The sequence below is a fragment of the Tenacibaculum discolor genome, from assembly GCF_003664185.1.
Lineage (GTDB): Bacteria > Bacteroidota > Bacteroidia > Flavobacteriales > Flavobacteriaceae > Polaribacter > Polaribacter discolor.
The window spans coordinates 582,688-595,556 of sequence record NZ_RCCS01000004.1; the positions used below are offsets into that span (position 1 = coordinate 582,688).

14 protein-coding genes are annotated in these 12,869 nt (G+C 32.0%); 10 read left to right on the plus strand and 4 right to left on the minus strand.

Annotation, left to right across the window (positions count from 1 at the left end):
• Positions 1-150: 150 nt before the first annotated feature.
• The 10 genes from rplM to C8N27_RS03305 all read left to right on the plus strand — a co-directional run bounded on the left by rplM (position 151) and on the right by C8N27_RS03305 (position 10,559).
• Positions 151-606, plus strand: a complete 456-nt coding sequence (rplM, locus tag C8N27_RS03260; protein ID WP_099215744.1) for a 50S ribosomal protein L13 — start codon at positions 151-153, stop codon at positions 604-606.
• A gap of 2 nt (positions 607-608) precedes the next feature.
• Positions 609-995, plus strand: a complete 387-nt coding sequence (gene rpsI, locus C8N27_RS03265; RefSeq protein ID WP_028892298.1) for a 30S ribosomal protein S9 — start codon at positions 609-611, stop codon at positions 993-995.
• Positions 996-1,137: 142 nt separating this feature from the next.
• Entirely contained in the window at positions 1,138-1,884 is a 747-nt protein-coding gene (rpsB, locus tag C8N27_RS03270; RefSeq protein ID WP_099215743.1) for a 30S ribosomal protein S2, read from the plus strand.
• A 91-nt stretch (positions 1,885-1,975) separates the two neighbouring features.
• On the plus strand, positions 1,976-2,944 hold the full coding sequence (gene tsf / locus C8N27_RS03275) for a translation elongation factor Ts (protein WP_099215742.1): 969 nt from the start codon (positions 1,976-1,978) through the stop codon (positions 2,942-2,944).
• Between the two features lie 108 nt (positions 2,945-3,052).
• Positions 3,053-3,763 (plus strand): UMP kinase, encoded by a 711-nt coding sequence (pyrH, locus tag C8N27_RS03280; protein ID WP_099215740.1) that lies wholly within the window; start codon positions 3,053-3,055, stop codon positions 3,761-3,763.
• A gap of 49 nt (positions 3,764-3,812) precedes the next feature.
• A complete protein-coding gene (frr, locus tag C8N27_RS03285) occupies positions 3,813-4,367 on the plus strand; it encodes a ribosome recycling factor (RefSeq protein ID WP_099215739.1) in 555 nt (184 codons plus the stop codon).
• A 96-nt stretch (positions 4,368-4,463) separates the two neighbouring features.
• A complete protein-coding gene (locus tag C8N27_RS03290) occupies positions 4,464-6,827 on the plus strand; it encodes an efflux RND transporter permease subunit (RefSeq protein ID WP_121146252.1) in 2,364 nt (787 codons plus the stop codon).
• 152 nt (positions 6,828-6,979) lie between these two features.
• Entirely contained in the window at positions 6,980-8,413 is a 1,434-nt protein-coding gene (asnS, locus tag C8N27_RS03295) for an asparagine--tRNA ligase (RefSeq protein WP_099215737.1), read from the plus strand.
• A gap of 83 nt (positions 8,414-8,496) precedes the next feature.
• Positions 8,497-9,960, plus strand: coding sequence for an RNA polymerase factor sigma-54 (gene rpoN / locus C8N27_RS03300; RefSeq protein WP_121146253.1), 1,464 nt, complete (start codon positions 8,497-8,499; stop codon positions 9,958-9,960).
• Positions 9,960-10,559 carry a hypothetical protein gene (locus C8N27_RS03305; protein WP_147431697.1) on the plus strand — a complete coding sequence of 200 codons (600 nt, stop codon included), beginning with the start codon at positions 9,960-9,962 and terminating at the stop codon, positions 10,557-10,559. Before rpoN ends, C8N27_RS03305 begins: the two co-directional genes overlap by 1 nt.
• On the opposite strand, the gene C8N27_RS03310 is transcribed toward C8N27_RS03305, so the two are convergent.
• The 4 genes from C8N27_RS03310 to C8N27_RS03325 form a co-directional block, all read right to left on the minus strand.
• Positions 10,554-11,222 carry a porin family protein gene (locus C8N27_RS03310; RefSeq protein WP_121146255.1) on the minus strand — a complete coding sequence of 223 codons (669 nt, stop codon included), beginning with the start codon at positions 11,220-11,222 and terminating at the stop codon, positions 10,554-10,556. The two genes, C8N27_RS03305 and C8N27_RS03310, sit on opposite strands and share 6 nt — an antisense overlap.
• An 86-nt stretch (positions 11,223-11,308) precedes the next feature.
• Positions 11,309-11,779, minus strand: a complete 471-nt coding sequence (locus tag C8N27_RS03315; protein ID WP_099215733.1) for an ExbD/TolR family protein — start codon at positions 11,777-11,779, stop codon at positions 11,309-11,311.
• Between the two features lie 17 nt (positions 11,780-11,796).
• Entirely contained in the window at positions 11,797-12,423 is a 627-nt protein-coding gene (locus C8N27_RS03320; RefSeq protein ID WP_047789989.1) for an ExbD/TolR family protein, read from the minus strand.
• Between the two features lie 6 nt (positions 12,424-12,429).
• Positions 12,430-12,867: a hypothetical protein gene (locus C8N27_RS03325; protein ID WP_121146256.1), complete on the minus strand. Its 438-nt coding sequence runs from the start codon at positions 12,865-12,867 to the stop codon at positions 12,430-12,432.
• Positions 12,868-12,869: the final 2 nt, after the last annotated feature.

A 12,869-nucleotide genomic window follows, 5' to 3' on the forward strand; every position in this document is an offset into this window, starting at 1 on the left:
GCTTTTTTTATACGCTTTACTTAGCTAAAACAAACAACATAAAAATTAAACTAACACGCTATTTGTCAATCAAATAATTAATCGTACATTTGCAGACCTTTTTAAAGGATTAAAATAAATTATTAATAAACAAAAACTAATCGTGTAATTATGAACACATTAAGTTACAAAACAGTATCGGCTAATAAAGCTACCGTAAACAAAGAGTGGGTTTTAGTTGATGCGGACGGGCAAACATTGGGTCGTCTAGCTTCTAAAGTTGCAAAACTTGTTAGAGGTAAGTACAAGCCAAATTACACTCCTCACGTAGACTGTGGAGACAACGTTGTTATTATCAACGCTGAAAAAATTAACCTAACTGGTAAAAAGTGGACAGATAAGTCTTACATCCGTCACACAGGTTACCCAGGAGGACAAAGATCATTAACTGCTACAGAAATGTTCGAAAAAGATCCTACAAGATTAATCGAAAAAGCAGTAAAAGGAATGTTACCTAAAAATAAATTAGGTAGTGCGTTATTCAGAAACTTATATGTTTACGCAGGTACAGAGCATGGTCAAGAAGCTCAAAAACCTAAAACTATTAACCTTAACGATCTTAAATAATTATGGAAACTGTACACAAAATAGGTAGAAGAAAAACAGCTGTTGCTCGTGTTTATGTTTCTCAAGGAAGTGGAAACATCACTATCAACAAAAGAGAGTTTAAAAACTATTTCACTACACCAACTTTACAATACAAAGTTCAACAACCTTTAATGTTAACTGAAAACTTAGAGGCTTACGACATTAAAGTTAACGTATACGGTGGTGGTGTTACTGGTCAAGCTGAAGCTATTCGTTTAGCGATTACTAGAGCATTAGTATCAATTAACGAAGAAAACAAAGCTGTATTAAAACCAGAAGGATTATTAACTCGTGATCCAAGAATGGTTGAACGTAAGAAATTCGGTCAGAAGAAAGCTCGTAAGAAATTCCAGTTCTCTAAACGTTAATATTTTACTGAACTTGTTTCAGTATTTAAATGTTTCGAGACTGTTATTTATAAATCAATTTTTAACAGTTTAGTATCTAAATATTTCAGACTTAATAACTACTGAAATATTGCGAAAACAGAACGTAAACACATTTATTAAAATGGCAAACATTCAAGAATTATTAGAAAGTGGTGTTCACTTTGGACACTTAACTAGAAAATGGAACCCTAACATGGCTCCATACATTTATACAGAGCGTAATGGTGTTCACATCATCGATTTGTACAAAACTTCAGCTAAAATTGACGAAGCTTCTGCTGCGTTACAAAAAATAGCTAACTCAGGACGTAAAATCTTATTCGTTGCTACTAAAAAGCAAGCTAAAGATATCGTTGCTGAAAAAGCTAAAGCTGTAAACATGCCTTACATTACTGAGCGTTGGCCAGGTGGTATGTTAACAAACTTCGTTACTATCCGTAAAGCCGTTAAGAAAATGACTTCTATTGATAGAATGAAGACTGATGGTTCTTTTGATGCATTATCTAAAAGAGAAAAATTACAAATTACTCGTCAACGTGAAAAATTAGAAAAGAACTTAGGTTCAATTTCTGATATGACTCGTTTACCAGGAGCTTTATTTGTAATTGATGTAAAGAAAGAACACATTGCTGTTGCTGAAGCACAAAAATTAAACATTCCAATCTTTGCTATGGTTGATACAAACTCTGATCCTAGACCGATTGATTTTGTAATTCCTGCAAATGATGATGCTTCTAAATCTATCGATAAAGTATTATCGCATGTAACTGATGCAATTGCTGAAGGCTTAACTGAAAGAAAAGCTGACAAGGAAAAAGCTAAAGCTGAAAAAACAGCTGACGCTCCAGCAAAAGAAGAAGCAAAATAATTTTTAATTTAAAGGTTTCATTACATTGGAACCTTTAAATTTTTACAACTTTGTACAACAATATATTTACAACTAAAAAATAACGATAGAAATGTCAGTAAAAATTAGCGCTGCAGACGTAAAAAAATTAAGAGAAACTACCGGAGCTGGTATGATGGATTGTAAAAAAGCATTAGTAGAAGCTGAAGGTGATTTTGATAAAGCTATTGAAATTTTACGTAAAAAAGGACAAAAGATTGCTGCTAAAAGAGCAGATCGTGAGTCTACTGAAGGTGTGGCAATCACTAAAATTAGCGATGACAACACATATGGTGTTGCTATCGTATTAGCATGTGAAACAGATTTCGTAGCTAAAAACGATTCATTCAAAGCTTTAGCGCAAGAATTTGTTGACATCGCTTTTAACCACAAAACAAAAGAAGAGTTCTTAGCTGCTGATTTTGGTGGTGTAACTGTTGCTGAAAAATTAATCGAGCAAACAGGAGTTATCGGTGAAAAAATAGATATCACTGCTTTCGAAAGAATTGAAGCACCATACGTAGGAGCTTATACTCACGTTGGTAAAATTGCTGCAATGGTAGGTTTAACTGCTGTTGTAGATAATGCTGCTGAGTTAACTAAAGACTTAGCTATGCAAGCTGCTTCAATGGGAGCTACTACTTTATCTTATAAAGATTTTGATCCTGCATTTGTAGCTTCTGAAACTGAAGCTAGAATTGCTGCTATCAAAAAAGATAACGAAGAATTAGTACGTTTAGGTAAAACTTTAAAGAACGTTCCTCAATTCGTTTCTCGTTTACAATTAACTGATGAAGCTATAGCTAAAGCTGAAGAAGAAGCTAAAGAACAGTTAAAAGCTGAAGGTAAACCAGAACAAATCTGGGACAAAATCTTACCAGGTAAAATGGAAAGATTTATCTCTGACAATACAACTTTAGATCAAGAACAATGTTTATTAGATCAAAAGTTTATTAAAGACGAAAAGAAAACTGTTGCAGAATACGTTTCTTCTTACGGTGACGTTGAAGTTAAAAACTTCGTAAGAGTTACTTTAGGATAATTCTCGACAATCATATTATAAAAACCATCCATTTTGGATGGTTTTTTTTTATGTGTTAAAATTAGAATAAAAAAAATATGTAGCTTTGCACAACTTTCAACAAAACAAATGCAATACAAAAGAATTCTTTTAAAATTAAGTGGAGAGGCACTGATGGGTGAACGTCAATATGGTATTGACCCAAACAGACTTAAGGAATATGCCCAAGAAATAAAACAAGTTGTAGATAAAGGTGTAGAAGTAGCCATTGTTATTGGTGGTGGAAATATTTTTAGAGGAGTTGCAGGTGCAAGTCAAGGTATGGATCGCGTACAAGGTGACCATATGGGGATGTTAGCAACTTGTATTAACGGACTAGCTTTGCAAAGTGCCTTAGAAGATGAAGGAATACATACACGTTTACAGACAGCTATTGAAATTAAAGAAATTGCGGAGCCTTACATTAAACGTCGTGCTAATCGTCACTTAGAAAAAGGACGTGTAGTAATTTTTGGTGGAGGAACAGGAAATCCGTATTTTACAACCGATACAGCAGCTGTTTTAAGAGCTATTGAAATTAATGCAGATGCTATTTTAAAGGGTACACGTGTTGATGGTATTTACACAGCCGATCCAGAAAAAGATAAAGATGCTGTTAAATATGAAAACATTACCTTTAAAGACGTTATTGAAAAAGGCTTAAAAGTAATGGACATGACAGCTTTTACTTTAAGTGAAGAAAATAAACTACCAATTATTGTTTTTGATATGAACAAACAAGGAAACCTATTAAAGTTAGTTTCTGGAGAAAACATTGGAACAATAGTTGATAACGAATAAACCGAAAAGTTACCCTCAACTTATTTGAGGTATTATAAATACGAACAAAATGAACGAAGAGATTGATTTTATTTTAGATTCGACAAAAGAGGCAATGGACAAAGCTATTAGCCACTTAGAAAAAGAATTAGTAGGAATTAGAGCTGGTAGAGCAACTCCTGCTATGTTAAGTACAATTATGGTAGATTACTACGGTTCTCAAACACCATTATCACAAGTAGCAAACGTAAATACTCCTGATGCTAGAACTATATCTGTTCAACCATGGGAAAAAAATATGTTACAAGAAATCGAAAAAGCCATCATGCTTGCTAACATCGGTTTCAATCCAATGAATAATGGAGAAAACATTATAATTAATGTTCCACCATTAACCGAAGAACGTCGTAAAGGTTTAGCTAAACAAGCAAAAGCAGAGGCTGAACATGCAAAAGTAGGAATTCGTAATGCTCGTAAAGATGCTAACAACGAAATTAAAAAAGTTGATATTTCTGACGATATGAAGAAAAATGCAGAAGCTGAAGTTCAGAAGTTAACTGATGATTACGTAAAAATAATCGACGAAAAGTTTACTGTTAAAGAGAAAGAAATTATGACTGTATAGTTTCTTTTAAGAAATAGTTAAAAAAGAGCGTCATATGACGCTCTTTTTTTCGTTTAATTAATTCATTTAGCATAACTTTGCTGAAATTTTTTTTGGATGACTTTTTGGACTAAAATCGCAGGGTTCTTATTGCGAAATCGTTACTTAGTTTTAATTACTATTGCTATAATTACAGGGCTTTTAGTCACTCAGATGAAATATATGCGCTTCTCCTATACAGAAGCCAACTTACTTCCTACCGATCATGAGGTAAATATTCAATACAACAAATTCTTAGAGATTTTTGGAGAAGAAGGTAATCTCATCATCTTAGGCGTTAAAGATTCTACAATATTTACACCTGCTAAATTTAATGCATGGAATAAACTTGTTAAAGATTTAGACAGCTTACCACAAGTAGATTTTACTGTTTCTGTTGCTGATGTTCAGCAATTAAAGGCCGATAGAAAAAAACGAAAGTTTGTCGTTGAGCCACTGTTTGATAAGGCTCCATCTACTGACGAAGAAATTAAAAACATAAAGAAGCAACTTTTTGAGAAACTTCCTTTTTATAACAACTTATTATACAATGGCAAGGGTACTTTACAAACAGCTATTTATTTAAATAAGGATATTGTAAACACTCCTATCCGTAAAGATTTTGTTTTTGATGTTTTAATACCAACTATAAAATCTTTTGAAAAAGACAATAAAATAGATGTTCGTGTTTCTGGTATGCCTTACATAAGGACCTTAAACTCTCAGAATATCACTGATGAAATGGGAATTTTTGTTATTGGTGCATTATTAATAACAGCTATTATCTTTTTCTTCTTTTTCCGTTCGTTTAGAGCTACATTTATTACGCTACTCGTAGTAAGTATTGGAGTAACTTGGGCTTTTGGTTTCATGGGATTATTCCGTTATGAAATTACCGTGTTATCTGCTTTAATTCCGCCTTTAATTATCGTAATCGGTGTACCAAATGCAGTTTTCTTAATAAACAAATATCAACAAGAAGTAAAAAAACACGGAAATCAAGCAAAATCATTACAGCGTGTAATTTCTAAAGTTGGAAATGCTACATTAATGACCAACATTACTACTGCTTCAGGTTTTGCAACTTTTATATTTGTTAAAAGTAGGCTAATGCGTGAGTTTGGTGTTTTAGCATCTGTAAACATCATTAGTATTTTTATTCTAGCATTATTAATTATCCCGATTATATACAGTTTTATGCCACTACCAGAAAAGAAACATTTAAACCATCTAGAGAAAAAATGGATGGGTAATGTTGTTTCTTGGATGGAACGTATGGTAAAAAAACAACGAATTGCTATTTACATTACTACAGTTTCCATAATCATTTTTAGTATGATTGGCCTATACATGATTCGTGTATCAGGAAGCTTGATTGAAGACATGCCTAAGGGAAAGCAGTTTTATAAAGATATTAAGTTCTTTGAATATGAATTTGGAGGAATTATGCCTTTAGAAATTTTAATTGATACTAAGAGAGAAAAAGGTGTTATGAAGCTTTCTACCTTAAAAAAGATGGAAAAGCTTAATGAAACTATTGAAACTTTTCCTGAATTATCAAAACCTATATCTGTTACAAATCTCGTAAAATACTCTAAGCAAGCCTATTACAACGGAAACCCTAAATATTATCAATTACCAACAAGTCAAGAGAAGAGTTATATTTTCTCATATACTAAAAACTCTGACAGTAATTCTGGTATGCTGAAGAACTTTGTAGATAGTACAGGACGTTACGCTCGCATAACTACGTTTATGAAAGATATTGGTACTGATAAAATGGACATTATCCAAGAGCGATTACAGGCTGTAATTAACAAACAATTTCCAGGTGAAAAATTTGACGTTTCATTAACAGGTAAAGCATTAGTATTTTTAAAAGGAACTAACTATTTAATTAAAAACTTGGTTATTTCACTATCGCTGGCCATCATATTAATTTCAATATTTATGGCGTGGATGTTCCGTTCGCCACAAATGATATTAATCTCACTAATACCTAATATGCTTCCACTACTAATTACAGGTGGATTAATGGGATTCTTTGACATACCTATAAAACCTTCAACTATTTTGGTATTTAGTATAGCCTTTGGTATTTCTGTAGATGATACTATTCACTTCTTAGCAAAATATCGACAAGAATTGCTAGCAAATAACTGGAAAGTAAAATCCGCTGTTTACTCAGCTTTAAGAGAAACAGGAGTAAGTATGTTCTATACTTCTATTGTACTATTTTTCGGATTTTTAGTCTTTACGGTTTCAAGCTTTGGTGGTACTATCGCATTAGGAGGTTTAGTTTCTATTACATTATTGTTAGCCATGGTTTCAAACTTATTATTGTTACCTTCTCTCCTACTTTCATTCGAGAAAAAAATAGCAAACAAAAAAGTTTTAAAAGAAACTAAGTTTAAAATATTACCTCCTAAAGAAGAAAAATAAGGCTAATATTAAGAATATTATGTTTAGTTTATAAATACTTGTTTTCCTATTAAACTTAGTAAGTAAAAGTTAACTCTTTATTCTTCGGTCTCTTTATTGCTAATTAACAGCAAAAAAGTATCTTTGCTTGATTTTATTGAAGATATAAAGACATGAAAAGAAGTAGCGTTAAAGATTTATTACAATCTGACAAATTTTTACAAGAAGTACACGTAAAAGGATGGGTAAGAACTTTTAGAAGCAATCGTTTTATTGCTCTAAATGATGGTTCTACTATTAATAATATTCAGTGTGTTGTAGATTTTGAAAATACCGACGAAACTTTATTAAAAAGAATAAATACTGGTGCTGCAGTTAGTATCCAAGGTACTTTGGTAGAAAGCCAAGGTAAAGGACAAACAGTAGAGATTCAAGTAAACAATTTGGAAATTTTAGGAGATTCAAATCCTGATGAATATCCAATTCAGCCTAAAAAACATAGTTTAGAGTTTTTACGTGAAAACGCACATTTACGTGTAAGAACTAACACTTTTAGTGCTGTAATGCGTTTACGTTCTGCATTATCATTTGCAGTACATCAGTACTTCCAACAAAACGGATTTTACTATGTAAATACTCCAATTATTACTGGTTCTGATGCTGAAGGTGCTGGTGAAATGTTTAAAGTAACTCAATTTGAAGCTAACAAAGCTCCTGTAAACGAAGAAGGTGAAATAGACTACTCTAAAGATTTCTTTGGAAAAGAAACTAACTTAACAGTTTCTGGTCAGTTAGAAGGTGAAACCTATGCCATGGCATTAGGTAAAATATATACTTTCGGCCCTACTTTTAGAGCAGAAAATTCAAATACAACACGTCACTTAGCAGAGTTTTGGATGATTGAGCCAGAAGTAGCTTTTAATGATTTAGATGCTAACATGGATTTATCTGAAGACTTCATCAAGTATGTATTGCAATATGTATTAGATAACTGTAAAGATGATTTAGCTTTCTTAGATAATCGATTAGCGCAAGAGGAAAAAACTAAACCTCAAGCACAACGTAGTGAAATGGGCTTAATTGAAAAATTACGATTTGTTGTAGACAACAACTTTAAGCGTGTAAGCTATACAGAGGCTATTGACATTTTAAGAAACTCTAAGCCTAACAAAAAGAAAAAATTTCAATTCCCTGTTAACGAATGGGGGGTTGATTTACAATCTGAGCACGAACGTTATTTAGTAGAAAAGCACTTTAAGTGTCCAGTTATTTTATTTGATTATCCAGCAAATATAAAAGCGTTTTACATGCGTTTGAATGAAGATGGTAAAACAGTTCGTGCCATGGATGTTTTATTCCCTGGAATCGGAGAAATGGTAGGTGGATCAGAAAGAGAAGAACGTTTAGATGTTTTAAAAGAAAAAATGGCTGAACTAAATATTCCTGAAGAAGAATTATGGTGGTATTTAGATACTCGTAAGTTTGGTACCGCAGTACATTCTGGCTTTGGTTTAGGTTTTGAACGTTTGGTTTTATTTGCAACAGGAATGAGCAATATTCGTGATGTAATTCCTTTTCCAAGAACACCACAAAACGCTGAGTTTTAAAAAAATCATAAAACTTATAAATATCAATCGTCATTCCTTTACGAATGACGATTTTTTTTGTCCTATTTCATATCTTTGTATATATGCTAAAACAAAGTTTACATCAAAAATTACTTCAAAAATTATCTCCACAACAAATACAGTTGATGAAGTTAATTCAGTTGCCTACACAAGCTTTTGAAGAACGTTTGAAACAAGAAATTGAAGAAAACCCTGCATTGGATACAGGTAAAGATGAACCTGAAAATTTTGAAGACTCTTTAGCCAATGATGTTGATTATGATGATTCAGGTAATGAAAAAATTGATGCAGAAGATATAAATATTGATGAATATTTAAGTGACGATGAATACCCTAGTTATAAGACACAAACGAATAACTATTCTTCAGATGATGAGGATAAACAAGTTCCTTATGCAGCTGGTACTAGCTTTCATCAATCATTAAAAAATCAATTAAACACTTTTAGAATTGACGAAGAAGAACGTGCTATTGCTGAGTTTTTAGTGGGTAGCATCGATGATAGCGGATATATTCGTAGAGATATTATAGATCTTGTTGATGACCTAGCCTTTACCCAAAATGTTTTTACTACTGAAGAAAAGGTACAAGATGTTTTGGTAAATGTTGTTCAAAAGTTAGATCCTACTGGTGTTGGTGCTCTGAACTTAAAAGAATGTTTAATTATTCAATTAAAAGCTAAATCTGAGAATGAAAGTAGAGCATTAGCTATAAGAGTTTTAGAAGAAGCTTTTGATCATTTTGTTAAAAAACACTACAAGAAACTTTTAGAAAAATTCAGTATTTCTGAAGAACAATTAAAGGATGTTATTAGCGAAATAAGCAAACTAAACCCAAAACCAGGAAGTTCATACGCTGGAAATAATAAAATTGCAGAGCAAATAGTTCCTGATTTTTCAATAAAAATTATTGATGGCAACTTAGATTTAACTTTAAATTCTCGTAATGCTCCAGAATTACATGTTTCTAGAGAATATAACAACATGTTAAAGGGGTATCAGGACTCTAAAGAGAAAACTAAATCTCAAAAAGATGCTGTACTCTTTATAAAGCAAAAGTTAGATGCTGCAAAGTGGTTTATTGATGCTATAAAACAACGTCAGCAGACACTTTTAGTAACAATGAATGCTATTATGCATCGTCAAGAAGAATATTTTTTAACAGGTGATGAGCGTAAGCTTAAGCCAATGATCTTAAAAGATATTGCCGATGAGATTAGCATGGATGTTTCAACTGTTTCTCGTGTTGCAAGTAGCAAATATGTTTCTACACCTTATGGTACGAAGTTGATTAAGGAATTCTTTTCTGAATCGATGAAAAATGACCAAGGTGAAGATGTTTCAACCAAGGAAATTAAGAAAATTCTAGAAACAGTGATTAAAGAGGAAGACAAACGAAAACCTCTTACTGATGAAAAATTGTCAAAAATTTTAAAAGAGAAAGGGTATCCTATTGCAAGAAGGACTGTTGCCAAGTATCGTGAACAATTAGACATTCCTGTCGCTAGATTACGTAAAGAAATTTAATGCGTTGGCATAAATTCATATCAACAATTCTTCACCCTATTGTAATGCCTACTATAGGGATTCTTTTGTATTTCTTTCTTTCTCCAATAGGATTGAATAAGCAGCAACAATACACAATATTGGCTATAGTTTTTGTAGCTACTTATCTTATACCAATGCTTTTATTAGTTTTTTTAAAGTCTATTGGTTATATAAAATCATTTCGTGTACACAGTATCAACGAACGAAAATTTCCTATTTTCTTTATGATGACTTTATTTTTGATTTTAGGAAAAATGTTTGCAAGTATGAGTATTGTAAAGGAAATTAGCTACTTATTTTACGGGACTGTATTTGGTTTAGTATTTATTTACTTACTATTTCCTTTTAAGATTAAAGGAAGCCTTCATTTGTTATCAATGGGAGTAGCTGTTGGATATTTCTTATTATTTCAACAAATACAAGCTGTTTATGTGCTTCCTGTAATTATATCGTTTATTTTCTTAGCAGGGCTTCTTGCAAGCTCTAGATTACACCTAAAAGCTCACACTGTTAAAGAAGTATATCTTGGTTTTTTTATTGGCTTAATAGCTCCTTTTATAGCTTATTATGCTTTATAGAAGATAAAAACTTAAACCAAGTTTAACTATTTTACTATTAATTGGCTTTCCTTTCAAGCTAACATCTTTAAACATTGGTGACAAACCGTAATATACATGAAAGTTAAATGTACCATAACCTGCGGATAGAGTTAAACCTGTTTGCCATTTGTTATATTTCTCAGCATTTGAAAAACTAACTTGTCCAGTTGGTAAATCGTATCGGAAACTATTACTTATGTTATAAGAAACTTTAAAGCCAGCATAAAAACGCCAAAATGAATACGTATTAGCATCTGAAGATCGCCATCTAAACTGGATAGGTATTTCTAAATTATGAAGTTTAATTTTATTGGATGTAATATCAGGATCAGTTTCAAACTCTTTAACACTACCATCTAACACTTTTAATCCATGATTAAATGAATCATAACTATAGCCTAAACCGAAAGCTATAGCTGTTTTTCCTTTACTATTGAAAGGTATATCTTTCATATATCCAGCTGCTAAACCATATGAAAAACCTGTTCTACCTATTTCTTCAGGCTGATCTTGCAATAAGTTATAAGTTATATCAATATATAATTGATCTTCCCAATACTTATCACCTAACTGTAAAGAATCTTTCTGACTAAAAATATTTAAAGGCAGAAAAAACACAAAAAAACTTAAAATGTACTTCATAGATAATTATCTAACGATAAATATACCTTTTTTGTATAAAAAAAGAGCAATCTAATGATTGCTCTTTTTGTTTTATTTAAAAGTAATTACTTCTTAATAACATCTCCCTTGTGAGTAGATAAACTTAATTTAAGAGCATTAACATCTCTTAATTTTTCACGAATATCGGCTAATGTACCTACACTCGATTCTCTATCTGCTTTTATAGAAGTTGTCATAAATGGTACTTCAGCTTCAGAAACATTATCTCTTTCAAGATATATAAACGACGGTACTTCATCAGGAGTAGCTATTTTATCGTTTAACTGTATTCTATTATATCCTGTACCATACTTTGGGTCTTTAGCTTTACCAACATAAATTGTACTCACTAAACTTTTACGCTCAAGTTTTTTTACTTCACTTGCACTTGGTAAACGAGGTGAATCAATTTGTAAATCTGTTTCTCTCATAGTAGTAGTTACCATGAAGAAGAATAATAACATGAAAACAATATCTGGTAAAGATGCCGTAGATACAGCAGGCAATCCTTTTTTCTTCTTTTTAAATTTAGACATACTCTATTGTTTTACTATTATTGAACATTTGTTGGGTCTGTATCAGAAATAATTTGAGGGTAACTCGCCTTAATATCTTCAACTTTCTTTCTTAATGACTCATCTTTTCTTGCGCTATCTTTGAAAGCTTGTTCTAATTCTGTAAAGCTCATACCATATTTTTCTTGGCATAATCTATTACGTAATTCTGTATAAGCTCTTAATAACTCATTTTGTACAGCAACATAAGTACCATACTCAGTACCTCTATCACTTTCAACAGAGATTACAGCTTTAGTTGGATGATCTGATGATTCAGGATCCTTATCACCTTTACAGTAATTACAAGTAGTTCCTGCTTCCATTCCTGGCATTGGGTTACCAATACCCCCACCATTATCAATAAATTTAATAGCAGCATCTTTTAAGTCTTTCAACTCCATTGCCTGATCTTCAACTAAAAGTTGATTATTTCGGTTAATGCTTACTTGAAAAATATTTTTCTCTTTAATAATTGGTGGCTTAACATCAGTTTTTTCAGCTAACTTTTTAGGGATACCTGAATCAACATCCATAGTTGTTGTTACAAGGAAAAAGATAAGTAGCAAGAAGGCAATATCTGCCATCGAACCTGCATTAATTTCTGGGTTTTCTCTTCTTGCCATATTAACTTACGATTTAACGATTCCTTTTAATAAATCCCAAACAAAGAATGCACCAGCAATTCCTCCTAGGATAATGCTGTATGTAATTCCTGTTCCTACCCATTTAGATGTACTTCCTTGAGCTGCTAATTTTCCTCCATCTGCTCCAATTACTTGTGCATCTGAAGACAAGAAATAAGATACAGCAAAAAGAACTGCTAATGCTAAAACACCTAATAATACCTTTTTTAATGCTGCAGGATTTTTAAACATACCCCACATTGAGGCTGCAACTGCTGTTACTACCACTCCAATCAATAACCAGTAAGAATAAGTTACTAAAGGAGAAACAGCACTTGATACTGCTTCTACATCTTCTTTATCTATTCTTGCTACATTTAAGAACAATGCAGCACCGATTAGTGAAATTGCAGCTACTAGTAATGTTAATATTTTACTATTCATAT

Bases quoted from the DNA above. Each gene is read 5' to 3' on its own strand.
- rplM (WP_099215744.1), top strand. From the start codon at position 151: ATGAACACATTAAGTTACAAAACAGTATCGGCTAATAAAGCTACCGTA.
- rpsI (WP_028892298.1), top strand. From the start codon at position 609: ATGGAAACTGTACACAAAATAGGTAGAAGAAAAACAGCTGTTGCTCGT.
- rpsB (WP_099215743.1), top strand. From the start codon at position 1,138: ATGGCAAACATTCAAGAATTATTAGAAAGTGGTGTTCACTTTGGACAC.
- tsf (WP_099215742.1), top strand. From the start codon at position 1,976: ATGTCAGTAAAAATTAGCGCTGCAGACGTAAAAAAATTAAGAGAAACT.
- pyrH (WP_099215740.1), top strand. From the start codon at position 3,053: ATGCAATACAAAAGAATTCTTTTAAAATTAAGTGGAGAGGCACTGATG.
- frr (WP_099215739.1), top strand. From the start codon at position 3,813: ATGAACGAAGAGATTGATTTTATTTTAGATTCGACAAAAGAGGCAATG.
- C8N27_RS03290 (WP_121146252.1), top strand. From the start codon at position 4,464: ATGACTTTTTGGACTAAAATCGCAGGGTTCTTATTGCGAAATCGTTAC.
- asnS (WP_099215737.1), top strand. From the start codon at position 6,980: ATGAAAAGAAGTAGCGTTAAAGATTTATTACAATCTGACAAATTTTTA.
- rpoN (WP_121146253.1), top strand. From the start codon at position 8,497: ATGCTAAAACAAAGTTTACATCAAAAATTACTTCAAAAATTATCTCCA.
- C8N27_RS03305 (WP_147431697.1), top strand. From the start codon at position 9,960: ATGCGTTGGCATAAATTCATATCAACAATTCTTCACCCTATTGTAATG.
- C8N27_RS03310 (WP_121146255.1), bottom strand. From the start codon at position 11,222: ATGAAGTACATTTTAAGTTTTTTTGTGTTTTTTCTGCCTTTAAATATT.
- C8N27_RS03315 (WP_099215733.1), bottom strand. From the start codon at position 11,779: ATGTCTAAATTTAAAAAGAAGAAAAAAGGATTGCCTGCTGTATCTACG.
- C8N27_RS03320 (WP_047789989.1), bottom strand. From the start codon at position 12,423: ATGGCAAGAAGAGAAAACCCAGAAATTAATGCAGGTTCGATGGCAGAT.
- C8N27_RS03325 (WP_121146256.1), bottom strand. From the start codon at position 12,867: ATGAATAGTAAAATATTAACATTACTAGTAGCTGCAATTTCACTAATC.